Origin of the sequence: Komagataeibacter saccharivorans, assembly GCF_003207825.1 — a bacterium.
In the GTDB taxonomy this organism is placed as follows: Bacteria; Pseudomonadota; Alphaproteobacteria; order Acetobacterales; family Acetobacteraceae; genus Komagataeibacter; species Komagataeibacter saccharivorans.
This window is the reverse complement of the sequence record NZ_NKTY01000013.1, coordinates 1-24,514: the sequence shown is the minus strand read 5'-3', so window position 1 is coordinate 24,514 and position 24,514 is coordinate 1. Positions and strand designations below refer to the sequence as shown.

Below are 24,514 nucleotides of genomic sequence, written 5' to 3'. Positions count from 1 at the left end.
CTTCACGCCGTGAAGAACTGGCTCAGTCCCATCGTGCGCAGGGCACGGCGATAGGCGATCGAACTGCGATCCGCCATGACATGCGCTTCAAGCGTGGGATCCAGCGGCAGGTTCTCCGGTTTCTGGGCTTCCACCAGGGCGCGGTCCTCCTCGAAAACCCGCAGGTTGAAGTCATAGACATCCTGTAGAGGCAGGTCCTTGTCGAAGTTACGGCACATGGGCGCGAACATCCGCGTTTTACGGGCCGACACGGGTGACGCCGCATTCATGATGACAAGGCGGCCATTATCGGGGAAATGGATTTCCAGCGTCGCGGTAAAGGGTACATGCACGCGGAAATGCCGCAGCCATTCAAAACCCGACCGCCCCCGGTCGCTTTTGCCAATGGGATAATTGCCCACGCTGCTGCGGTATTCCGCTTCGAACCCGTCGGGCGTGATGCGGGTCCTGTAAGGGGGCACCACGGGGTTTTCAGGGTCCGCGAACGTGTCGGTATGGACAAAGGCGAAATGGGCCACGTCAATGAACCCTTCCACCTGTCGGCCTGCAAAACCGGCAATATCGATCCACGGGCAGTTGATCTGCTGAAAGGCCGGGTCGTTCCAGTGCGGCATGGGGGGAATATCGGCCCCGTCCCCTTCCGGTCGCAGGCAGGTCCAGATCAGGCCATAGCGTTCCACGGCGGGATAGGTGCGCAGGTTGAGCTTTGACGGAATGGCGCTGTCGGGATGGGCGGGCACCTTCACGCAGCGGCCTTTTTCTCCAAAACGGAAACCGTGATAGGCGCAGGCAACGGTCTGCCCGTCTCCCTTGCCCATGCTTAGCGGCACGCCACGGTGGGGACACAGGTCATCGGCCACGACAATGCTGTCGCCCGCGCGATAGACCACCAGCGGCGCATCCAGCAGGGTCACGCCCAGCGGCCTGTCACCCAGTTCGCGCACAAGGGCGACCGGATGCCAGCAGCGCGCAAGGATGTTCCAGTCATCCACTTCAAACGTCATGGTGCGGGGCAGGGGGTGGATGTCCGCCGGGCGGGCGCAGGTTGCTGTGGTCATGATGGTCCTCCTGAACGGGCCGGAAGCGGTCCGGGGTCTTCGGAAAGATCATTTCACATGCGGTGTGCTCTCAGATATATCATAATTGATCCTTTCCCATTCTCGAAATGAGAACGCATGCAGCCTTTTTCCCGTTTTCTGGTCTATTTCCTGGCTGTTGCGCGGCACAAATCCATACGCAAGGCGGCAGAGGAACTGCATATCGCGGGTTCGGCCATCAACCGGCATATCCTGCTGGGTGAAAAACAGCTCCAGACCCCGTTATTTGAACGCCTGCCCACCGGCATGCGCCTGACGGCGGCGGGGGAACTGCTGTATGGATGCGCCAGACGCTGGGTTAAGGATCTGGATGACCTGAAGCGCGAAATCGATGACCTGAAGGGCATACGCCGTGGTCAGGTTGACCTGCTGGCGCCCGAAGCCCTGTCGCGTGCTTTCCTGCCCGAACTGGTCAGCCGCATGAAACGCACGCATCCCGGTGTCGTGCTGAATGTGCATATCCGCGACAATAAAAGTATTCACCACACCCTGCTGTCCGGCGAAGGCGATCTTGCGCTGGTACTGGACCCGGAGGAAATGCGTGATCTGGTTGTGGTCCGGCGGCTGTCCTTTCCGCTCGGCTTTGCCTGCCGTTCCGACCATCCGCTGGCGCAGCATGATGCCGTCCGGCTGACGCAGTGCGCGGACCATGCCATGATCGTGCCGGAACAGCCGCTGGCGCTGGCATCCGTATTTGCCCGGCTGATGGCGGCGGGACGCATGGCCCCGTCTGTCGCGGCACGGGCGAACAATGTGCAGATGATCATTTCCCTTGTCATGGCGGGAACGGGTATCTGTCTGCTCAGTTATCTGGATGTGATGTCCGAAGTGATGCGGGGGGATCTGGCTTTTGTCCCGCTGATCGGGGCCAGCGTGCCGGATCTTACGCTGGCGCTGGTGCATGACCGCACGCGGCAGCTTTCGCGCACCACCCGGATGGTGGAGGATATTATTGGGGAAATCATGGCCGGGCAGAGTGCCTGAGCAGGCATGATCCAAAAAAAGACGACTGGTCTAATTTTTATCTGGACACGCCATCAGGCACCCCATATATACACTCCCATGAAGATCGCAGAGAAACATCGCGCCGCCCGGCAGCATATTCTGGAAACGGCCAGACCGCTTATCGGCCAGCGTGGTTTCTCCGCCGTCGGTCTGGCGCAGATACTGGATGTCGCGGGTATTCCCAAGGGGTCATTCTACCACTACTTCGAATCAAAGGAAGCATTCGGGGAAGAACTCCTGCGGACCTATATCGAGGAATATCTGATCAAAATGAACGATATCCTTGATAATGGGGAAGGGAACGCAGCACAGCGTATCACGCGTTACTGCCAGTTCTGGCGCGATACCCATATTGATGGCCAGATCGGGAACAAATGCCTGATCGTGAAGCTGGCGGCCGAAGTATCCGACCTGTCCGAACGGATGCGCACGATACTGGAGATCGGGACCCGTTCCGTGATCGAACGGATCGCAAGGGTCATTGCCGCCGGACAGGAAGAAGGGTCGATCGGCAACATGCAGTCGGCCCCGATGCTGGCGGCGGCCCTTTACCAGTTATGGCTGGGTTCGACGCTGATGGTGAAGATCACCCGCAGTTCCCCGCCGTTTGACCATGCCTGGGAGGCAAGCAGGCGGCTTCTGGAAATCTAGTTTCAGGGTGGGGCAGGGCGTCCTGTTTCACGAATTTAATAAGTGACCGGTCTAATAGAGACGACCGGTCTAGTAGGTGCAAGAATGCTGAATTTTGAATTCTACAACCCCACGCGGGTCCTCTTTGGCAAAGGCATGATTGCCCGCCTTGATGAACAGCTTTCGCCCGAAGCACGCGTACTCGTGCTGTATGGTGGCGCCAGCGCCGAACGCAGCGGGACGCTGGCCGAAGTGCGCGCAGCCCTTGGCAACCGTACTGTCCGTGAATTCGGTGGCATTGAAGCCAACCCCACTTACGAGACGCTGATGAAGGCCGTGGCCATGGTGCGGGCGGAAAAGCTCGACTTCCTGCTTGCCGTGGGCGGCGGTTCGGTCATGGATGGCACCAAGTTTGTTGCCGCCGCCGTGCCGTATGAAGGTGAGCCGTGGGACATTCTGGTCAGCAAGGGCGAGGCCGCAAAAAAGGCGCTGCCGCTGGGCACGGTCGTTACCCTGCCCGCAACCGGTTCAGAAATGAACTGCCTGAGCGTGATTTCGCGCCAGTCCACCGGTGACAAGCTGCTGTTTTCCAATCCGCTGGTCTATCCGCGCTTTTCCGTGCTGGACCCGATGCGCACCATGAGCCTGCCGATGAAGCAGGTCATCAACGGTGTCGTGGACTCTTTCGTCCATGTGATGGAACAGTACATGACCTATCCGGTCGATGGCATGGCGCAGGACCGCTTTTCCGAAGGGCTGCTGTCCAGTCTGGTCGAAATCGGGCCGCGCATCGTGGCGACACCGGATGATTATGACCTGCGCTCCAACCTCATGTGGGTGGCGACCCTCGCCCTGAACGGCCTGATTGGCGCGGGCGTGCCGCATGACTGGACGACGCATATGATCGGCCATGAAATCACGGCGAAATACCACATCGACCATGCCCGTACGCTGGCCATGGTGTTCCCGGCGCTGCTGCGGGTGCGGCGCACGGAAAAGCGCGCCAGGCTGCTGCAGTATGCCGCGCGGGTGTGGAACCTGACCGAAGGCACGGAAGACGAGCGGATTGACGCCGTCATCCGCAAGACCGAGGAATTCTTCGAAGGTCTGGGCGTGCCGACCCGCCTGTCCGCCTATGACATCGGAGCCGAAGGCATCAACGATCTGGTCAGGCAGCTTGAAGACCACGGCATGACCCATCTGGGCGAAAATGGCGATGTCACGCTGGATGTCAGCCGCAAAATCCTCGAAGCCGCAGCCTGACCTGCTGCGCCGGTTCCCGCTGCCGGCATCCATAAGTTGAAAAGAAACGAGGCTTAAAATGGCGTACGCCACAACCAATCCCTATACCAACGAAGTCGTTGCAACCTTTCCCGATGCAACGGATGCGGAAGTACAGACCGCACTGGCACAGGCGCATGCCGCGTTTGAAAGCTGGCGCGATACATCCTTTGCCGATCGTGCAAAGGTCATGAACGCGGCGGCTGCCATCCTGCGCCGTGACATTGATAAATATGCCCGCCTCGGCACGCTGGAAATGGGCAAGCTGTTCGAGGAGTCAAAGAAGGAAGTCATTCTTTCCGCCGAGATTTTCGAATATTACGCAAACCATGCCGAAGAACTGCTGAAGCCCGAGATCCTGCCTGTGGCGGACGCGGCGGAAGGCAGGGCCACGCTGGTGCATGAGCCGCTTGGCATCGTGCTGGCGATCGAGCCGTGGAACTTCCCGTTCTATCAGGTGGTGCGCATCATCGCGCCGCAGCTTTCGGCCGGTAATGCCGTGCTGCTCAAGCATGCGTCCAACCTGCCGCAATGCGCCGCTGCTTTTGATACGCTGATGGCGGAAGCCGGACTGCCCGCGGGCCTGTTCCGTAACCTGTATGCGGCGCGTCCGCACACCGCCATGATCCTGAACGATCCCCGCGTGTGCGGTATCGCACTGACCGGTTCGGAAGGGGCGGGCACGGTTATTGCCGGTATTGCAGGGAAGGCGCTGAAGAAGGCGACGATGGAACTGGGCGGCGCGGACGCCTTCATCGTGCTGGATGACGCCGATGTGGAAAAGGCAGCCCGCTGGGCGGTGATCGGTCGGCACTGGAATGCCGGGCAGGTCTGTGTTTCCGCCAAGCGGCTGATCGTGGCTGATGCCATTTATGACCGGTTCCTTGCGCTGTATAAGGAAGGCGTTGCAGCACTGAAGGCGGGTGATCCGATGGACCCGGCCACCACGCTTGCGCCGCTGTCATCCAAGGCGGCTGCGGATGACCTGCGCGATCAGGTGACGCGGGCGATGGATCTGGGCGCGAAGGTGGAAGTGATCGGCGCACCGGTGCCGGAGCATGGCGCCTTCTTCCAGCCGCTGCTCATGTCCAATCTGGATGAAAAGAACGAGGCACGGCACTGGGAATTCTTCGGTCCCGTCACCCAGATCTACCGTGCGAAGGACGAGGCCGACGCCATCCGCATCGCCAATGACTCCCCCTACGGTCTGGGCGGTAGTGTGTTTACGAAGGATGAAGCCCGTGGCGCCCGCGTGGCACGCGCCATCCGCACGGGCATGGTGGTCATCAACCATCCGCTGTCGCCCAAGGCGGACCTGCCCTTTGGTGGTATCAAGAACTCCGGCTATGGCCGGGAACTGATCGGCCTTGGCATCAAGGAGTTCGTCAACCACAAGCTTATTAACGTGGTGGACATCGACGCCCCGTTCTGATGTCATGACCGGACGCAGGCAATTGCTGCCCTGCGTCCATCTGGTCCTGAATGAAAAAACCCCTTGTGACGTAAGTTGCAGGGGTTTTTTTACGTCATTATTCATTCGGGCGAATACATCGTGACACCGGATGGAAGAAACAGGCGGAGTATGCGACAATCCATCAATGATTACGAAAATGGCATTTCTTCTTACCTGTTTACTTGTCGGCTTTCCGGTTATTGCAAGGGCTGAGGAACAGTTTCCTGCGGATGTTACCGCCTTTGTCCGTAATGCGGAGATATGTCAGTACCTTTCTGGCGAATGGGACAGCAGCCTGCCAGAAGACCGGAAAGATGCGCTGCTGAAGGAAATGAACGCACGCTGCACGAATATCCATGTGGTGCAGGAAAAACTTCAGCGCAAATATATCAAAAACAAGGTTATCGCATCAAAACTGAACACGTATCAGTTCTGATTATTTATAAATATATTAATCACGACAATATGTAATCATTGGACATCAACAGAAGCATGATCTCCATTTGATGTCCCGTGATCAGAAAGAAGTTTTTGGGGAATCTTTTTCCAAAAAGCTTCGGAGAATGCCCTTTCTGCAAACGGACACTCCCCGGCTGCCCATTTGCCCCATACCGCAAACGGCTTTATCTATTGTCAGATCATGCAGGCCCCATGCCGGGATAAAGGAGACATAACCTGACGCATCCCCCCACTATCGTCTGGTTTCGCGAAGATTTCCGTATTGCGGATAACATGGCGCTTCTTGAGGCGGAAAAGCTGCGCAAACCGGTCCTCTGCATCGTGATTGTAGATGACGCCCATCTGCCCGGCGCTGCGGCGCGGTGGTGGCTGGATGGGGCCATCCGGTCGCTGGACGGTGCGCTGCGCAAAAGGGGCGGGGCGCTGCATGTCTTTCGGGGGGCAGCGCGGGATGTTCTGATAGAAATCATCAGAAGGACCGGGGCGGATACCGTCCTGTGGAATCGTCGTTATGATCCCGGCGGGCGTGAAACGGATACCGTCATCAAGTCGGAACTCCGGTCACAGGGTATCATGGCCCACAGTTTTGCGGGTGCCCTTCTGCACGAACCATGGGCCATCCGCACACGCTCGGGCGGACAGTACAAGATTTTCACGGCGTTCTGGCGCGCGATGAAGGCATGTCCGGCCCCCTTTCCCCCTGTGCCCGCGCCTGAAAAGCTGACATTTGCGTCCCTTCCGCCCATGCCGGACGGGCTTGTCGTGCAGGGGGGAGAATACGGCCTGCTTCCCACCACCCATGACTGGACGGGCGGATTGCAGGCGATGTGGGAACCGGGGGAGGAAGCAGCGCACAGCCAGCTTGCCGATTTCATCGAAAACGATCTGGATACCTACGCAACCGCGCGGGATTTTCCCGGTCAGGAAGCCACATCCCGGCTGTCCCCCTTCCTGCGCTTTGGCCATATCACCCCGGCGCAGATATGGCAGGCGGCAACGGAACAAACATACCCCGAGCAGTTTCTTGCTGAAGTGGGATGGCGTGATTTCGCCTGGTCGCTGCTGTTCGTGACACCGGATATGGCCAACCGGAATCTACGGCCAGAATTTGACGCCATGCCCTGGCGTGACGATCCGGTCGGGCTGGCCCGGTGGCGGAAAGGCCAGACGGGCTATCCGCTGGTCGATGCCGGGATGCGGGAGCTATGGCATACCGGCTGGATGCACAACCGGGTGCGCATGGTTGTTGCCTCGTTCCTTGTAAAGCATCTGCTCATCGACTGGCGACACGGGGAACGCTGGTTTGCCGACACGCTGATCGATCATGATCCGGCCAGCAACCCGATGAACTGGCAGTGGAGCGCAGGCACGGGCGTAGATGCGGCCCCCTATTTCCGCATCATGAACCCGATCCTTCAGTCCCGGAAATTCGATCCCCACGGCGTGTATATCCGCCGCTGGGTGCCCGAACTTTCGCATCTTTCTGACGATGCCATTCATGCGCCGTGGGAAGCAGCGCTTCCCCGCGATTATCCGCCGCCAGTGGTGGACCACCGGCTTGCACGGGAAAGGGCGTTAAGCGCATGGAAAATGATCTGACGCCGGCAGAAACGGCAGAATACGCAGGAAGTGTAGAAATGCCGCAGTTTGCCAATCCTATATCGCATTTCCATGAGGGTAAAAGACCACCTTGGTACAGTTATCCTTCTTATCGCGGAATTTCCGGTAAAGATCGGGGCCATCTTCAAGGCTGGTGGTGCGATGGCTGATGACGAAAGATGGATCAATCTCCCCTTTCCGAATGCGCTCCAGCAGGGGTTGAAGATATTTCTGAACGTTCGTCTGTCCTGTCCGCAACGTCAGACCCTTGTTCATGAGGGCGCCGATCATGACCGGCCCAAGGGCGCCGGCATAGACACCGGGCATTGATACAATCCCGCCCGGCCGACACCCAAGAATTGCCTGATTGAGCGCAAACGGGCGTTCCAGCGTCGTTGCCGAAAGTACGGCCGACCCGATTTTCTGCATCATGGTATCGGCGCCATGGGCTTCCATCCCGACGGCTTCGATCACCGCATCCGGCCCCAGACCCTGCGTCATTTCCATAAGGGTCTGCTGAATGTTTCTGTCGCGGAAATCCAGTGTTTCGGCCCCGCCAGCCCGCGCCATGGCCAGACGTTCGGGAACCTCGTCTATTGCGATGACGCGCTTTGCCCCCAGCAGGAAACATGACCGGATGGCCATCTGTCCAACCGGTCCGCATCCCCATACCGCAATGGTCTTTTCGGCTTCGGGTGTAATGTCACAATATTCGGCAGCCTGATATCCGGTCGGGAAAATATCGGAAAGGAACAGAACCTTTTCGTCATCCAGTTCCGGTGGCACGATAATCGGCCCGATATCGGCATGGGGAACCAGCAGATATTCCGCCTGACCGCCCGCGAACCCGCCGGTAATGTGGGAATAACCGAACAGTCCGGCCAGTGGATACCCGAAGGTTTCAGCCTGCTGGTGTCCGTTCGGGTTGGTGCGTTCGCAGCAGCTCCAGTTGCCCCATTTACACTGTCGGCATGCACCGCATGAGATTGTAAAGGGCACGACGATACGGTCGCCGACCGAAAGGCGGGTATTCTCCTTTCCGACTTCGACAACCTCCCCCATCGTTTCGTGGCCCAGAATATCACCGCACTGCATGGTCGGCATGAAACCGTCCATAAGATGCAGGTCGGAGCCACAGATGGCGCAGGCGGTTACCTTGATGATGGCGTCATGCCCGTCAAGAATGACGGGATCGGGCACGCTTTCGCATGTGATTTTGCCCTTTTTCTGCCAGGTCAGTGCTTTCATGGGACGATGTCCTGCTCTGTAGGGATAGCAGGCAGACGCATGGCGGAGTGTGTAGTTTGCCGGACGGTCTTTCTTTTTCAGATCAGGACCAGAAACAGACGGATGATGACGGGAATAAAACCGGAAGCGGGATCTGGCATCCGTCAGGGAACGGGGGGCGCGTATACCATTCCCCGTACATGTGTCAGGATGATTCAGCCGTTCGATCCGCTATTGTAACAGGTGATAACACATCATCATTGGCGGCCGATACAAGCGGTAGAGTTTCAACCGTACCGCTAAACCACGCAATATCCACGGGTATGGGCTGCGGGATTGCGCGAGATTTATACAGGCCGGATCGGAACAGCGAAAACAGGAAAAGCATTCCGCCCAGAAACCAAATCGATGCAATGGTCCGTGTCGCTATGGCTTCCAGAGGGGACGGCAGACTTATCGGGTTAACAACCGGCAGTGAGCCAAAAACCATGCTGCCCCAGACCATCCATGACGTCAGGGGCCTGTCATCTGACGGCAGGCGGCCCGTGATATGAAAACCCCACGGCAGAAGTAGCAGCAGGTAGTAATGCGTCCACGAAACGGGACTGGTTACGATGCAGAATGTAGTAAGAATACTGAAGTCAAAAATATCCGCGGCCACAGTATCGGATGAATGTTCGGATTGTAGAGACAGGCGTTCTTTCCATCCGACATAAGCCGTTATGGCGATGAGCAGTATCGGTACAATTTGTGCAATGAAATGCAGGTCAAAGGATAGATCCTGTCCACGCCAGTCATGGAAATATTTTTCTCCCGTTTGCAGGCGGAGCAGGAACGCGCTGAGGGACTGGTTATTGAAAGCCCCGATTGGATTTTTCGAGAATGCTACAATACAATGTTCATACCAACCATGGGTTATGGTCTGTCCAAATACAATCACTGAAGATACTGCAATCAGTGCGATTACGGCCATGCTGGAGCAGGCTGCGCGATAATTTCGGCGATAGATAAAATATAGAATAAAAATGGAGATCATTGGTTTTATGGCGGCAGCAGCCCCGATTATGACGCCAGCGCCATACATACGTTCAGGTCGCAGCAGAAGAAGGGAGATAATAAGGGCAAGAAGTATGAAATGCGTTGTATTGCCCATTCCCGCAAGGCTGTACCATAACGGGCCATTTCCAAGGAACAGAAGGGCCAGCAGTAATCGTGTTCCCGATGGGCAGTCTTTTGACAGCAGCAGAAACGTTGCAACTATTGCCAGAACCCCAAGAGCAGTGAAAAGCCACTCAGCATTCTGTAATCCGATCCATGCAAAAGGTACGAACAGATAGGCAGTGATCGGCCAGTTAACGAATTCAGCCTGTTCAATCAGCGGCCATAATGCTTGCGGTCCGCCGTGGACCAGTGCATCCCCTGCCGCATAGTAGGCCTTTTTGAAATCCACCTCAAAAAGCGGATGATGGCCGCCAAGTGGAAAAGCATTATAGATATTTACAAGGGCTAACAGGGAAAAATATAGGATGAAAAGGATATGTCCTGATGTGAGCAGTCTCGCTACGTTGCGCAACACACGCCTCCATTATGGACGGATGATATTGAGCCAGACAGAAACCCCTAACGTAATGCTGGTGAAGTGTTGCCAGCCATAAAAATCAAATGAACGTGATATTGTTTTTGTTTCGCAATAATAATTCTGAAATACGCCTGTCTTCAGGCCGCCTTCATGACCGAGGATGAAAACCGGACCAACAGGGGAAATCCAAGTGAAGTCAGACCCTGTTGAAAAAATACGTCCGGTGTCAGTTTCTGGTGTGCGGTAAACACGACCATCAGGGTCGTGCCAATGTCACAAACGAAGTCTTGCTTACACAAGCCTGCCGCCCGCTTGATATCCATTTTCGATGTGCTGGCATTTTAAAACAAAAAAGATCCAGCAGCGAAATGCTGGATCTGATCTGGGACGGTCAGTGACGTGCAGCCCAAGTGGCCACAGTGTTTCCACGCCACATTCCTATGCGACGTGGAACGTCACTTTACATCATCTTAATACGAAAGGCGGGTTTCCATTCCCACACTTTCATCCTGCCCCCGCGCATTGGCGTCTTCCCATTTCCGGACCAGCGGCAGCAGCAGGGCAAATACAAGCGTAGCCCCCCCGGCCAGACATGCCAGGTAAAAGAAAAGTCCACCATAGATTGGCAATGTCCGGGCGGCATCGACACCCTGCGTTCCCGCATTATCGACCGCAGCCAGATTGGCGACAAGACTGCCGACATACATGGCAAAGCCGATCATGACGTAAAAACACCCGGCCATGAATGCGCTGATACGCGGCGGGACATAGCGGGCGATCGCTGCAAGCCCAAGGCTGTTGAGCATGAGTTCCCCGATGGATAACGGGCCGTATCCAATCAGCATGACCCACGGTGACACGTAGGGAGAGGAGGACATCGCCGCACTGAGCCACCAGATCAGGAAGGACAGGGTGACGCAGGCGAAGCCGATCACGAATTTCGTGGCGATGCTCACATCATCGTCGCGCCGTCCCAGCCAGTTATAGATGGCGATCAGTACGGGCGTCCCCCCCATGATCCAGAGCGGATTGAACGCCTGGAACTGTCCGGCCGACATGGAAAACAGGTTCATGCCAAACAGCGTGAATTCCTTGCTGACGTTACGCAGCGCGAACAGGGTAAGCGATGTCACCATCTGCTGGTAAAAGATGAAATACAGCGCCACTTCAAAGGTCAGAAGATACATGATCTTCAGGCCGGGACGTTCATGTGCGGCGGCGCGTATGTAAAGCAGGGTCCACGCTGCAATGATGACGCAGCCCGATGCGATGACCAGCGCACCCTGTATCGAGCTGTATTCAAAAACCCGCGCCATCAATACCACGGCCGCAAGCGTCGTCCCTGCAATCAGCATGCCCCGCCGTGGCGATAGTGGCGTGAAGTCAGGCGCCGTGCCGATACAGGCAAGCCGGCGCTGACGGCTGAAATAACCCGCTATGCCCAGTCCCAGCCCGACGCCACAGGAGATGAACGCGACACCCCACCCATAAGTCTGCTGCAACCAGGGTGTCAGGATCAGGGAGAAGGTGGAGCCGATATTGACCGACATGTAGTAGATCGTGAAGGCGACATCCAGCTTGTGGTCCTGATCGCGGTAGATGATATTAACCGCGTTGGAGGAGTTGGGCTTGAAAAAACCGTTGCCGAGGGCAATGACCGCCATCCCGAAAAACAGGGAATGGACGTTGCCGGTCAGCCCCCCCAGCATGAGATAGCCTGTCGCCAGGATGATGGCCCCCACAACCATCGTCCGGCGCGTACCCATGACCCGGTCGCCCAGCCATCCGCCCACGACCGGGGCGGTATAGGTCATGGCGGAGAAGGTGCCCCATAACATGTTGGCCTGGGTATCGTTCATACCCAGTTTTTCAATCATGTACAGCAGCAGGATCGCCTGCATGCCGTAAAAGCCGAACCTTTCCCATATCTCTATGGCGACAACCACACGAAACGCCGCCGACCGGTCTTTGGCAGTCATGTGCCTCGCGGTAATTTCACACTCCGGATTGTGCATATGATCTGCCCTCAGGGCACGACCGGAAGCCATACAGCCGTGGGGTATTTCTGGTTGTGATAGATGCTCTGCGTCGCGGTGATGAAATCGTCCTTGTGGGCCTGCAATATGCTGGGCACGTATTTCTGCGGGTTGCGGTCATAAAGCGGGAACAGGCTGGACTGGATCTGGATCATGATCCGGTGGCCGGGTTCAAACACATGATTGATGGCAGGAAGCGTAAAGCGGTAGCGTTCCACCTGACCGGGGCTGACGGGTTCGGGCTTTGCGAAGCTGTGCCGGTAACGGCCACGGAAGATATCCATCGAGACCGCCAGTTCATACCCCCCCATTTCCGGCCTGTCGGCGGTCGTGGGCGGGTTGACGTCGATCACCTTGACCACCCAGTCCGCATCCGAACCGGTCGTGGCCGCATACAGGTCCGCCACCGGCACGCCGCTGACCTTGACCGGGGCGGTCAGGACAGGGGTTTCATAGGTCAGGACATCGGGGCGGCTTTCGGCGGCGCGCTGGTCCTGTACCAGCCATGTCTTCCAGCGGTCCGCCTCGGTCACGAACGAGAAGGGACGGGCCAGGAAGGGCACGGGATGCTGCGGATCGGATGTATAATGGTCTGCATCCTCCTCACCATGTTCCGGCGCGTGGAGCGACAGTTCATGATCCGCATGCACGAACAGCGGCTGCAAGGGATGGGGACAGTGTTCGTCGCACGCCAGCGGCCAGCGTTCCAGATAGTCCCACTTATTGGTGCCCGTATTGTAGATGACGGCTTCGGGCAGATGTACGGCGGGTGTGCCGGGGCGCAGGTACTGGTCAAAGAACGGGCGCAGCACATCGTGGCGGAACTGCGCGGCGGTGTCGCCATTCCAGTGCAGGGGACCGAGGGACGATCCATCGTAATTCACCTGACTATGGCGCCACGGCCCCATGACCAGAACGTTGGGAACGGTCGGGTTCGTGCCCTGCATGGCCTGCCATGTATGGATGGCGCCCCACATGTCCTCCTGATCCCACAGTCCCTGTTCCCACAGCGTCGGCACCGTCGCCTTGTGCTGGGCCAGAAGGTGGTCAAGGGCCTGCTGCTGCCAGAAGGCGTCATAGGCGGGATGGGCCAGCATGCGCTGCCACCACGGGAACTGGTCCAGCCCCGCATTATGCGCAAACTGTCCGGCCGAACCCGCGGACAGGAAATTGGTGTAGTCGTCATGATCGACGCGCGGGATGGTGTTGCCTTCACCCCGCACGGACATCTGCATGGTGTAATAGTCCAGACCGCCCTGACGGAATGCGCCGTAATGATACCAGTCATCACCCATCCAGCCATCGACCATCGGGCTTTCGGGGGCGGCGACCTTCAGCGCCGGATGCGGGTTGAGCAGCGCCATCACCACCGTAAACCCTTCGTAGGATGAACCCAGCATGCCCACGCGACCGTTGGTTTCGGGCACGTTATGCACCAGCCATTCGATCGTGTCCCACGCATCGGTCGTCTCGTCCGTGCTGGTCGGGTTCAGCGGACCATGCGGCGGGCGCGTCATGACGTAATCGCCTTCCGATCCGTATTTGCCACGAATGTCCTGAAACACGCGGATATAGCCGCCATCAACAAACGTATCGTCACCCTGCGGCAGGATGGAGCGGATGTCGGGCGCATCAGGAATACGGTTGGCGCGTTCGGATGCGTGATAGGGCGTACGGGTCAGCAGGATGGGGGCGTTGGACGCATGGCGCGGCACCACGATAACCGTATGCAGCTTCACGCCATCACGCATCGGGATCATGACATCGCGCTTTATATAATTGCGCGCGTCGGTGGGAAAGTTCACATGGGCGGGGATGTCGTTGCCCGTCTGCACCGTCAGGGCGAAATCATGCGCGGTGGGCGTCGTGGCGGGGGTGCCTGCATCGGCGGCCAGTGCGGGGGTCTGGGCCGCACCCAATGATGCGCAGGCAATCATGATCGCCAGTGAGGGCAGGGACTGCCAGGAAAGCCGTTTCACGTTATTCCACTCCACTATCCAACTGTCACAACGCATTCCGAAGCGCGGCGGCCCAACTGGGGCAACACCCCGTATATACAGGCATAAAATGATATAACCCGGTCCACGATTACGCATACAATGCGCAACCGGACCGGAGCAATGATCGTTATCGTAACGATGGTTTTGCGTGGCTGCGATGGTGTGTTCGTTTCTGTTTTATTTAACTTCGCATGAGGAAAGGCAAAACTTTCCCGGTCACAACGGGCAGGAAGAAACAATAGTATTCATCCCCGGCCTTCTCTGTCCGTAAAGTTTCTTAACTGAGGCGATATTAGCAGTATTTTTCCCGACCGGAACTATACCTGTGATATTCCATCGCAACGGCGTGAAAAGGAGGTGTGACCTGTATGCCCGGTACGGGCGTGTTCTTTTGCGCACATCATCCAACTGATAGTTTGGGCGGTCTGCGCAGGATGCGTTCCGGGCATTTATGGCTATAAATCAATGTAAAAAATGGTATTTAAAAGCCATACATATCGCATAATGGAGGTGTTATAAAAACAAGGTCATATATATCTCGTATACAAAATATATAGACCGGATATATTATATTAATAACACGACATAATTATTTTATATTTCAATTCCACAAGCGATATATGTGACTGATAATCTCAAAATATAATCAAATTACATTATTAATTACTTCATATGAATACCAACGCTGAAACCAGAAAACGTCAAATATCGTATACCACTTTAGGTTAAGCGAAACTTCACTTTGGAATACATTATAGTAAATGTTGCTTTTAAATCACAATAAGCGCCCAAATGCCGCCCGATCATTTTTCGTTATTGAATATTCTCTCTTCTGAATCTGTAATAATTGACACCTAGAAACATGCAGCGTCGGCTGAAGCACTCAGCCGTAGGGAAGGGAAAAGCAATGACCGGAACAGTTCAGCCTTTTTCCCTCCATACACGGCGCTAATATCAGAAAATCATGGCGGAATGGACGGTAGGGCAGCTTATGTTCTATGCCGTCAGGTGCGATTGGAAACACTCTTCTATGCTGAAAATAGTAAGACGGAAAAGAGAGACGCTGACGTACGGGCCATTGCTGGCCAGTTCAGCCTTCGTATGGTTGCTGTCCCTTGGCTGCTCCGCAGCGGTCGCCGCCCCGGAAAGTGATGTGGACACGACACCCGCAACCCATCGTGCCCATCAGGCTGGTTCCAGGGCAGCGGCCACGCATACGACCACGCATGCACGCACGACCCAGGCGCCGACGCCCATCACATCGCACGCCGCGCCTGAAACGCTGAAGGTCAGTGTCGGCCGCGTCCACACCCACAATGCGGTTCAGGCTGTTTCGCGTGAGCAGATGGACCACTTTGTGGAGGGCACCAGCCCGAACCAGATCCTGGCGCTGACCACGCCCGGCGCCAGCTTCCAGTCGGATGATGCCTTCGGTCTCGATACCGTGGCGAACACGTTGTACGTACGCGGCTTCAACCAGACGCAGCTCGGTGAGACGCTGGACGGCATCCCGATGGGCGGGCAGGGTTTCCATAACTGGAACGGCCTGAGCGTCGATCAGATGGAAATTCAGGAAAACGTGGCCGGCATGACCATGTCGCAGGGTGCGGGCGCGCTTGATACCCCGTCGGCACAGACACTGGGCGGCGCGCTTACCTATACCACGTCCGATCCGAAGGATAAGGCCGGGGGCCGCGTGGGGCAGACATTCGGCAGCTATAACGCGTTCCGTACGTTCGGCCGCGTGGATAGTGGCGTCCTGAATTCCACGGGCACCAAGTTCTATGCCTCCTTCGCCCGCACCGATCAGGACAAGTGGAAGGGGTACGGCGACCAGCAGGAAATGCAGGCCAACTTCAAGCTGGTCCAGCCGGTTGGCGATCGCGGCAAGATCACGGCGATTTTCGATTATTCGGACTTTCAGCAGTACAACTACCTTGGCCTGACCAAGGGCATGTGGCAGCGCGAAGGCCGTAACGCCGACTACCTGAAGCCCGATTACGCGACCGCCCTGCGCTATGCGCAGATTGGTCAGGGCTATCCCGGGGTTTCGGCCCTGCCGGGCGACCCCAGCGTGGGGGATATGGAAAACTATGCCTATGACGGCACCCAGACCCAGCGCAATTACCTGTCGGCCATTACGGGAGAGTTCCAGCTTTTCCCGAACGTGACGTCCAAGACGGTCGCCTATGCGCATGTGTCCAACGGTGATTACAGCGGCACCAACCCGTTCCTGACCTCGCCTTCAACGGGCGTGCCGATGGTGATGGAAACGGGGCACCCGGATGTGCGCCGTATCGGCTTTACGCAGAACTTCACCATCAATGTACATAAGAACGTCATCCAGACGGGTATCTGGTACGAAAACGATACCTTCAACTACCCGATGCGTATGTATGAAGACGGCCTGACCTCGGCGCACAATTCGATTTCGGGTTTCAAGGGATCGCAGGCTACGACGTGGTATTCGGACTCGTTTAATACCAACACGTTCCAGTTCTACCTGCAGGACACCTATCACATCATTGAAGGCATGACTGTCAGCGCCGGTTTCAAGTCGATGCTGCAGACGACCCATGGCGGCACGAGTCAGGATAACTCCGCCTCCGTCATGCCATGGCTGGTCCAGTCGGTTGATCCGACCAGCTATACATACAGCCATCCGGCTGCCGGTAGCCTGACGGCAGCCAACGCCTTCCTGCCGCACTTCAATTTCGATTACCACTTCAAGGATCACCACGAAGTCTATTTCGACATTGCTGAAAACATGCGCGCCTACGATTACGGGCAGCAGACCAGTTCCGGCACGGCATGGGGTGCGCTGGGTAATGGCACCAGTGTCAGCGCCCAGCAGGCGTTCAACGCAGAAAAGCAGACCCTGCGCCCTGAACGCACATGGAACTATGTCGTGGGGTATCGCTACAACTCCAAACTGCTGAGCGCCAGCGCCGATTTCTATCATACCGATTACTACAACCGCCTTGCGACGGTCACGACCGGGCCGACCAACAACCAGTATGGCGCAATGGCGAACGTGGGTCGTGAAACGATGAACGGTGCCGACGTAATGGCGGCGATCCGTCCCGTGCGTGGTCTGGAAATCTCCAACAGCTTCAGCTGGAACAACGCGGTCTATCAGGGCAGCCTGCCTGATGGAACCAGCCTGAAGGGCAAGCATCAGGTTTACTATCCCAAGTTCATGTATAAGGCGAACCTGACCTATACGTGGCATCGGGCGATGTTCAACTTCAATGCGACCTATAGCAGCGCCCGTCAGATGACCTACATGAATGACGAGCAGATTCCGGCTTACTGGACCTCGAACCTCAACGGCAGCTATAACTTCGGCAAGGTCGGTTTCGCGCAGAACATCAAGACGACATTCGGTATCACCAACCTGTTCAACAAGAACTATATCGGTGGTGTCTATGGTGCCGCGAGTGTGAGCGGGGATAACAACGACAACCTGTTCGTGGCCGCGCCGCGTGAATTCTTCGGTTCGGTTTCGGCACAGTTCTAAAATCCGACTACGCCTTACCTGACTGAAAGCAGATGATTTATCGCCCGTGGGTACAGATGCCAGATCTGTGCCCACGGGCGAAGTCTGTTCAGCACCCCGATATCGGGGGTGTTTTCTGTCAACCGCCATGACGTAGACAAGGGTGGACGGAAAAGTCGCCTTATGCGGACCGGTTTGTCCGTAGCCGTCATTATCGGGCTTTGACCGTCCTGACTGGCGGGAACACAGAAGAATACCGGGCACTGCCCCGCGCGTCAGATGATGTTATCTGTCGTGAACAGGGACCGGGCTTTCCCCGATAAAGCCGCCACGTCTGGCTCGGGTCGTATCGCAACAGAAATCCGCCCTGTCTGTTCCATACATCGACTGGTCAAGATCGACCTGATCCGCTATCACCGCGGGGTGAAAAGACAGGGCGAGGCAATGATAGAGAAACTGCGTGAGATCAACGGCGGTCGGACGCTTTTGATGAATGTGGGCGTGCTGTTCTGCATCATCATCATGCTGGGGCTCGCCAACCTGATCTGTCGCTTCGTGCTGAAAACGGACCTGACATACCTGATGCCGTGGCTGATTGGCGCTGCCGTTGTCTACTGCTTTGGCCCCGCACTGGCGCTGTGGTGTCTTACCGGCAGCCCGTCCGGGGATGCCTGAACGCAGCATGATGCTGGAACGGACAGGTTTATTGAGCCACGGACCTGTGTGATCCGGTTGCTGCCGTTCGCGGGGCCACGTCGACCGACCTGTTTTCGATCAGGCCTTTACACCCTGTAGCCATCCGCAGGATTAGAGATCTGCATGCCGGACGGGCGGGCGCATGCGCCGCAGCCCATCGGCACACAGAACCGGTTTATCCAACCCATATTCCCGCATGTGACAGACTGCACCCTGCCCGTCAGTGCCTGACAGAAGGGGGCGGTAAACCCTATGCACGTTTTCTATCACCACGATAGGAAACATTGGGGTTCGCGGTCCTCCATTCGTCCCTGTCAGCATCTGTTGACAGGATACGCAATCAGAGCAGCGAAAAGGGGCATATGCGGTCCGTGCGTCTTACGCCTCATGACCGGATATGCCCCTTTGCCGTGCGTTTGGTTACGCGGCCAGCGTAGCGGGCTGTCCTTCATGAATCCTGATGGTCATACCGTTGGCCAGCGCACCGTAAACAAGGGCGATATGGCGTGCGACCTGCGCAATGCCGGGCTGTGTTCCGGCACCGTTTGCGGTACTGTCCACCGCATAGGATGCCCAGACAATATACCGGCCTGTCGCATGCATCATTCCCCGGCTGGTTCCAGCGGTATGCAGGATGAATAGCGGATCTTCCGCATGCATGATTTCCGGCAGGCAGTCAGGTTCGTACCAATCGACCAGATCATTGAATTTATGGTCTCGCCCCGCTGTCATGGGAACGGGCGTTCCAGTATGGCTTACGACCAGCATCAGCCGCACATGGCTGTCCGGCCCGGCAATGTGCAGGGCTTCATCCATCCGTGCTTTCAACGGTATGGATCGGCTGCCATGGCCTGTCTCATCCGCCGTAATCACGGCAACAGCGCCGCAATCCACCAGATGGCCCGCCATTTCCTGCGCCGTGAAATCACCGGACATCAGGACCTGCACCGCCCCGATCCGCGCACAGGCCAGCATGGCCACGATGCCTTCGACCACCATGGGCAGATGGATCATCACCCGGTCATTACGCTGCACCCCCTGATCGCGCAGGGCATTGGCCAGACGGCACACCCGTTCATGCAGGTCGCGATAGGTGACACGATCAACCTGCCCGGCGTCCTCGCCCCGCCAGAATATCGCCAGCCTGTCACCATGATCCGCCAGATGGCGGTCAACGCAGGATACGGACGCATTCAGCGTGCCATCTTCAAACCAGCGGGCATCCCGATCCGGCCTTGCCGTCGCCATGCGCTGCGGCGGGCGATGCCAGGCAACCCGACGTGACTGCGCCAGCCAGAAGCCATGGCGGTCGGGCGTTCGGTCCTGTGTGCCTGCGTGCAGCCATGCGGATATGGGCGCCGCTGCGATATGGCGATTATCTTCGGTAATGGGGGTCATGGTCCGGGTTCTCTCCTGTGCGATCATGGACCCTGTTGGAACAGGGCAGGGGGTACGTCACTTTTCCGGCTGTGATGTCATCGCATGCGATCACTTTCGGGATATGCCGCGATGACATGGATTTTCCTGTTATTGTTCCTGGTCTTTACTGGGCGCAGAGTGTCTTAATTTCGCCCTGCAGGGGAAGATACCTTGCGGTTGAAAGCGGCTAATGCCGGATCGCCAGTTGCAAAGATTGCGAAGATGAAAAAGCCCGTCACCAAAACCTTTGCCGGATCGCGCATCCGCCATCAGCGTAGCCGCGCCGGCATGACGCAAAGCGCACTGGCCCAACGGTTACAGGTTTCGGGAAGCTACCTGAACCAGATTGAACATGACCAGCGCCCGGTGCCGCCCCGTCTGGTCAGCGCCCTGTGCGATATATTCTCTGTCGGCGCGGATTACTTCAGCGATACCGAGGAAGCACGCGGCACGCAGGCATTGCGTGAAATCCTGACCGATCCGGTTTTCAATGCAGGCGCCATCGGACTGGACGACATTCAGGCGGCGATGCGTGCCGCGCCCGATCTGTGCGCCCAGTTCGTGCGGCTGTACCGGGCTTACCTGCTGCGTCAGGAACAGGCCACGCCCGCCCTGACGGGGAATGTATCCTTTCGTCCGCTGGCGGATGATGCACCGGACCGGGTCGAACCATATGAAGCAGTAGCGGACTGGGTTCAGGCACAACGCAATTATTTTGACGAGATCGACCGCGTAGCCGAACGGCAGGCCGCCTCCATCCGCCTTGATGAAGGCCGCCCCGTTGAACAGCTTTCGCGCTATTTTCTCGATCAGCACGGCATCCGGACCGCCATTGACCTCGATATGGGCCAGCGCGGCCTGATGTGGCGGCTCGACCGTCGCGCCCGCACGCTGTTCCTGTCGGAAGGGGTGCCATCGGAAAGCAGCATGTTCTGGATGGCGCAGGCCCTGGGCCAGATCGAACACCGGACCCTGTTTGAGCGCGCCATCCGCCGGTCCCCCCTGCGTGAGCGGGAGGCAAAGGGACTGGCCCGTGTCTATCTGACCAATTATTTTGCAGGCGCGCTGCTCATGCCTTACGAAGCCTTCCGGCAGGCGGCGCGTGACCTGCGGCATGACGTGGAACGGCTGCAACGTCATTTCGGCGTCAGTTTCGAACAGGTCTGCCAGCGCCTGAGTTCCCTGCAACGCCCCGGACATGAAGGGATACCGTTTTACTTCCTGAAAACGGATATTGCCGGGAATATCCTGAAAAGCTTCAGCGCCAACCGCTTCACGCAATCGCGTTTCGGGGGGCCGTGCCCGCTATGGAATATCTTTCGCGCCTTCAGCACGCCCTTTCAGGTACAGGTGCAGTTGTCGCGCACCACGGATGGGGCGGTTTACCTGAATGTGGCGCGTACGGTCGGGCGCAGCAGCCTGTCCTATTTCGACCGCCCGCGCCTGACCGCCGTGGTGCTGGGGTGTTCCATTGCCGATGCGGGGCACCTTGTCTATTCCGCCGGTCTGGACCTGAACGATCCGAAAATGATCATTCCCATCGGTCCCGGCTGCCGTGCCTGCACCCGTGAAAACTGCCGCCATCGCGCGCTGCCGATGGTGGGACACAGCCTTGATACCGGTAATGGGGAACATGGCGTGATGCCGTACCGGGTTACGTCGTGAAACGGGAGGCGGCATGATGACCACCATAGGGGGCAGTCGCCTGCCAATCACGTCCTTGGTACGATGTGCACAGGCTCGGGCAAAACGCCTTTTCATGAAACTATCATAATTTCAGGGCCGTAGAATCATCTAAACAGCATCCATCTTTTCCAATGCCCCAGAACCGGGAGTAAGGATGCTGCTGACTGAAGACAGGTTGCCCAGCCGACAGGAACGGCTGCCCATCCGCCAGCGTGCATGCATGATGAACGGATGGATCAGGCATCCCGAAGCCCGTTTTGTCCGTGATTTCATCAATCTGCCCACTGACAGGTACAGGGGCGAACATGCCGTTATTGCGGAAAACCCGGCCGTATCGGCTCCCCGGCTTCCGGGCGCGATCACGTCGCTACATGCAGGCATTTTCCCTGTTGGCAGTCCCGACATCGCAGCCGCATGCCATCTGCGACCGCTTACGCCGGATTTCCGTTCGGAATGGACTTTCCGCGTGACCCCACCTGTGCGTAACCTGATCTCCATCAATGCCAGTATCTGTTCCTGACCTGTTCTGACACCCCGCATGAGGACCGTAATGACCCTACATATGGACGCCATCCCCCCCGTTTCCGCCGGTTCGTCTCAGGCAGACGGGAACGTGGCCCTGTCCGTCCGCAGTCATGGTGTGACCACACGCCCCGCGCGTCGGCGCGGCTGGCAGGGTATTGGCCTGCGTCCCCTGCTGCCTGCCCTTGTCGCCTGCGGTCTTCTGACAGCGGGCCTGTGTCATGCCGCTGATGATCCGCTGTCCGATCCGGCGCAGGAGAAGGGTTATTTCACACCCGCCACGCAGCCGGACGCCACGCGCTTCCTTCCCCCACCGCCCCAGCCCGGCACGGCACGGCAGGCCACCGATGACCATGCCTTCACTTCAACACGCGCGCTGGTGGGCACCCCGCGCTGGGCACTGGCCACATCCGATGCGGACCTGCATCAGGACCCGCTGCTGCATGCTTTTTCCTGTGCGGCGGGTTTTGTGATCGATAGCGCGCATGCCCCACATCTGGCCGCCCTTGTCCATAAAATGGACGTGTCGGAAATACCGGACATGAAAAGCAGCAAGGCATACTGGCACCGCCCGCGTCCCTTCGTAGGCAACAGCCAGCCCATCTGCACCGAAGCGGACCGGGCGCATCTGGCTACATCCGGGGCCTATCCATCAGGGCATACCATGCTGGGCTGGAGCACCGCGCTGATCCTGGCGGAGCTGCTGCCGGACCGCGCGACCGCCATCATGCAGCGCGGCCGCGTATTTGGTGAAAGCCGCATCGTGTGTGGAGTGCATTGGGAAAGCGATGTGCAGGAAGGCTACCTGATGGGCGCGACCGAGATTGCGGCCTTGCACGGTAATGCCGATTTCCGGGCCGATATGGATGCTGCCCGCAGCGAACTTGCAGCCCTGCGCCCCACCGCACCGAAGCCAGACCAGCGCAGTTGCGCGGTCGAGGCGGACGCAGCCGCCCATTCACCCCTGTAACAACCTCTATGGTAACGCCGCCCGCCATGATCATGACCCTTGCGGTCGTGGGCGTGCGGCCAGTCAGTTCCAACCGCCCCTTATGACCTAACTGCGGGGGCAGCCATCCTGAAGGACGGGATATTCTTGCCCGGCTGTGATGCTGGATTCCTTAAATGGGAACGACGCCCCGCGCATAACGGACCGGTTATCCGGTCCGTTTTTTGTGTCCGGTCTGACGGATTACCCGGCCCCTGATCGTCCTCCAGCCGTTCAACGCGGTCGGACCATGATGGAATCATGACCGTAAAGGCTGCGCCGTCGGGGGAGTTGGCGGTCGATCAGGAAATCATAATTACGGATATGTTTTTGTGCCGTGCAGTCATTTCATCACCGGGATGGAGACGCTATCCCTGCAGGGTATGAAATGAAGGGGCAAGACAATCGGCATGCTGTCGTTTCTGAACAGGGGGGCCACATTCTCCTTCGGGGAAATCGGCTATCCGCGTGGTGGGGAATTCCGGGTGGCCGGACAGCCCTATGCGTGGATACTGCTGCTGGAAACCGGTTCGATGCGCACCCTGGTCGACGGGCGTGAACATGGGCTTGTGGCGGGGGAATGCGGGCTGTTTGTCAACTGGGCGGGGCGCTCTTCCTCCTATGCGCCGGGTAGCCATGTATGCTGGTGCGAAACGCCGCTGCCGGTGGATGACCGGGGCAATACCGGCATGATCGCCCAGTCCATGCCCGCAACGCCACGCCTGCGCGCCCTGTTCCGCGAGGGGCTGGGCTGTGGACTGGCCAGCTCACCTTCTACCGACATGCTGCGCAATGCACTGGGGGAAGCGCTGTTCGCGGCGTGGCAGTTTGAAACCGTACGCGATGCGCGTCCCGTCCTGCCCGAAGGGCTGGTAAAGGTACATGCCTTTGTAGAGGCACATTATTTCGAGCCGCTCGACCTCGCCCGTCTGGCGGCTGTATGGGGGGTGACGCCGCCGCATCTGGTTGCGTCATTCCGCCGGCACTTTGGCACCACGCCCATGCGCCATGTCTGGAATGTACGGACGCAGGCGGCCATCCGCATGATCCTGCGCACGGATATGCCGCTGGCGACGATTGCCGAACTGTGCGGATACGGTTCGCCCTTTCATCTTTCGCGTCTGGTGCGACGCATGACGGGCCACAGTCCGCGCGGGCTGAGGCAGCGTGGCACGCACCAGCCCGGATCGGTGGAGGCAGGCCACGGCCTGCGCACCAGAAACAATGCCCTTCCTGATAGGGGTCACGACACGAAAGTGTACTTTACGTACGCTTAGAGTGAACCCAACAAGAACGTTGAGGCTGTTCTGCTGAGAGTTCGATAGACAGTTGGCCGAG

The 24,514-nt window shown here is 57.8% G+C and carries 18 protein-coding genes; 12 read left to right on the top strand and 6 right to left on the bottom strand.

From position 1 onward, the window contains the following. Nucleotides 1-2: 2 nt before the first annotated feature. Nucleotides 3-1,058 carry an aromatic ring-hydroxylating dioxygenase subunit alpha gene (locus tag CFR79_RS09030; RefSeq protein ID WP_110547678.1) on the bottom strand — a complete coding sequence of 352 codons (1,056 nt, stop codon included), beginning with the start codon at nucleotides 1,056-1,058 and terminating at the stop codon, nucleotides 3-5. 117 nt (nucleotides 1,059-1,175) lie between these two features. Here CFR79_RS09030 and CFR79_RS09025 point away from each other — a divergent pair, with 117 nt between their 5' ends. From CFR79_RS09025 to CFR79_RS09000, 6 genes are all read left to right on the top strand, one after another. After that, on the top strand, nucleotides 1,176-2,081 hold the full coding sequence (locus CFR79_RS09025) for a LysR family transcriptional regulator (RefSeq protein WP_110547677.1): 906 nt from the start codon (nucleotides 1,176-1,178) through the stop codon (nucleotides 2,079-2,081). Between the two features lie 78 nt (nucleotides 2,082-2,159). Continuing rightward, entirely contained in the window at nucleotides 2,160-2,753 is a 594-nt protein-coding gene (locus tag CFR79_RS09020; protein WP_110547676.1) for a TetR/AcrR family transcriptional regulator, read from the top strand. An 84-nt stretch (nucleotides 2,754-2,837) separates the two neighbouring features. After that, nucleotides 2,838-3,995: an iron-containing alcohol dehydrogenase gene (locus tag CFR79_RS09015; protein WP_110547675.1), complete on the top strand. Its 1,158-nt coding sequence runs from the start codon at nucleotides 2,838-2,840 to the stop codon at nucleotides 3,993-3,995. A 58-nt stretch (nucleotides 3,996-4,053) separates the two neighbouring features. Next, the gene (locus CFR79_RS09010; RefSeq protein ID WP_110547674.1) at nucleotides 4,054-5,445 is read left to right on the top strand and encodes an NAD-dependent succinate-semialdehyde dehydrogenase; all 1,392 of its coding nucleotides are present in this window, start codon (nucleotides 4,054-4,056) and stop codon (nucleotides 5,443-5,445) included. Between the two features lie 130 nt (nucleotides 5,446-5,575). Next, a complete protein-coding gene (locus CFR79_RS09005) occupies nucleotides 5,576-5,902 on the top strand; it encodes a hypothetical protein (RefSeq protein ID WP_258373493.1) in 327 nt (108 codons plus the stop codon). Between the two features lie 239 nt (nucleotides 5,903-6,141). Further along, on the top strand, nucleotides 6,142-7,524 hold the full coding sequence (locus tag CFR79_RS09000) for a cryptochrome/photolyase family protein (protein WP_110547672.1): 1,383 nt from the start codon (nucleotides 6,142-6,144) through the stop codon (nucleotides 7,522-7,524). Nucleotides 7,525-7,581: 57 nt separating this feature from the next. Here the strand turns inward: CFR79_RS09000 and CFR79_RS08995 are convergent, their stop codons facing one another. The 4 genes from CFR79_RS08995 to CFR79_RS08975 all read right to left on the bottom strand — a co-directional run bounded on the left by CFR79_RS08995 (nucleotide 7,582) and on the right by CFR79_RS08975 (nucleotide 14,345). Then, nucleotides 7,582-8,772, bottom strand: a complete 1,191-nt coding sequence (locus tag CFR79_RS08995; RefSeq protein ID WP_110547671.1) for a zinc-dependent alcohol dehydrogenase — start codon at nucleotides 8,770-8,772, stop codon at nucleotides 7,582-7,584. 184 nt (nucleotides 8,773-8,956) lie between these two features. Continuing rightward, entirely contained in the window at nucleotides 8,957-10,324 is a 1,368-nt protein-coding gene (locus tag CFR79_RS08990; protein WP_181417407.1) for a glycosyltransferase family 87 protein, read from the bottom strand. 476 nt (nucleotides 10,325-10,800) lie between these two features. Next, the gene (locus tag CFR79_RS08980) at nucleotides 10,801-12,309 is read right to left on the bottom strand and encodes a peptide MFS transporter (protein ID WP_110547668.1); all 1,509 of its coding nucleotides are present in this window, start codon (nucleotides 12,307-12,309) and stop codon (nucleotides 10,801-10,803) included. Between the two features lie 47 nt (nucleotides 12,310-12,356). Beyond that, nucleotides 12,357-14,345: a CocE/NonD family hydrolase gene (locus CFR79_RS08975; protein WP_110547667.1), complete on the bottom strand. Its 1,989-nt coding sequence runs from the start codon at nucleotides 14,343-14,345 to the stop codon at nucleotides 12,357-12,359. A 1,051-nt stretch (nucleotides 14,346-15,396) separates the two neighbouring features. On the opposite strand from CFR79_RS08975, the gene CFR79_RS08970 reads away from it, so the two are divergent. Next, nucleotides 15,397-17,886: a TonB-dependent receptor family protein gene (locus tag CFR79_RS08970; RefSeq protein WP_174234171.1), complete on the top strand. Its 2,490-nt coding sequence runs from the start codon at nucleotides 15,397-15,399 to the stop codon at nucleotides 17,884-17,886. A 273-nt stretch (nucleotides 17,887-18,159) separates the two neighbouring features. After that, a complete protein-coding gene (locus tag CFR79_RS16175; protein WP_258373492.1) occupies nucleotides 18,160-18,540 on the top strand; it encodes a hypothetical protein in 381 nt (126 codons plus the stop codon). 441 nt (nucleotides 18,541-18,981) lie between these two features. Here the strand turns inward: CFR79_RS16175 and CFR79_RS08960 are convergent, their stop codons facing one another. After that, nucleotides 18,982-19,959 (bottom strand): AMP-binding protein, encoded by a 978-nt coding sequence (locus CFR79_RS08960; RefSeq protein ID WP_162900549.1) that lies wholly within the window; start codon nucleotides 19,957-19,959, stop codon nucleotides 18,982-18,984. A gap of 243 nt (nucleotides 19,960-20,202) precedes the next feature. On the opposite strand from CFR79_RS08960, the gene CFR79_RS08955 reads away from it, so the two are divergent. The 4 genes from CFR79_RS08955 (at nucleotide 20,203) to CFR79_RS08940 (ending at nucleotide 24,453) form a co-directional block, all read left to right on the top strand. After that, on the top strand, nucleotides 20,203-21,645 hold the full coding sequence (locus CFR79_RS08955) for a helix-turn-helix domain-containing protein (protein WP_110547665.1): 1,443 nt from the start codon (nucleotides 20,203-20,205) through the stop codon (nucleotides 21,643-21,645). A gap of 175 nt (nucleotides 21,646-21,820) precedes the next feature. Beyond that, nucleotides 21,821-22,186 (top strand): hypothetical protein, encoded by a 366-nt coding sequence (locus tag CFR79_RS08950; RefSeq protein WP_110547664.1) that lies wholly within the window; start codon nucleotides 21,821-21,823, stop codon nucleotides 22,184-22,186. 30 nt (nucleotides 22,187-22,216) lie between these two features. Further along, a complete protein-coding gene (locus tag CFR79_RS08945) occupies nucleotides 22,217-23,158 on the top strand; it encodes an acid phosphatase (RefSeq protein WP_258373490.1) in 942 nt (313 codons plus the stop codon). 428 nt (nucleotides 23,159-23,586) lie between these two features. After that, nucleotides 23,587-24,453: a helix-turn-helix domain-containing protein gene (locus tag CFR79_RS08940; protein ID WP_110547662.1), complete on the top strand. Its 867-nt coding sequence runs from the start codon at nucleotides 23,587-23,589 to the stop codon at nucleotides 24,451-24,453. The last annotated feature ends 61 nt before the right edge of the window (nucleotides 24,454-24,514 follow it).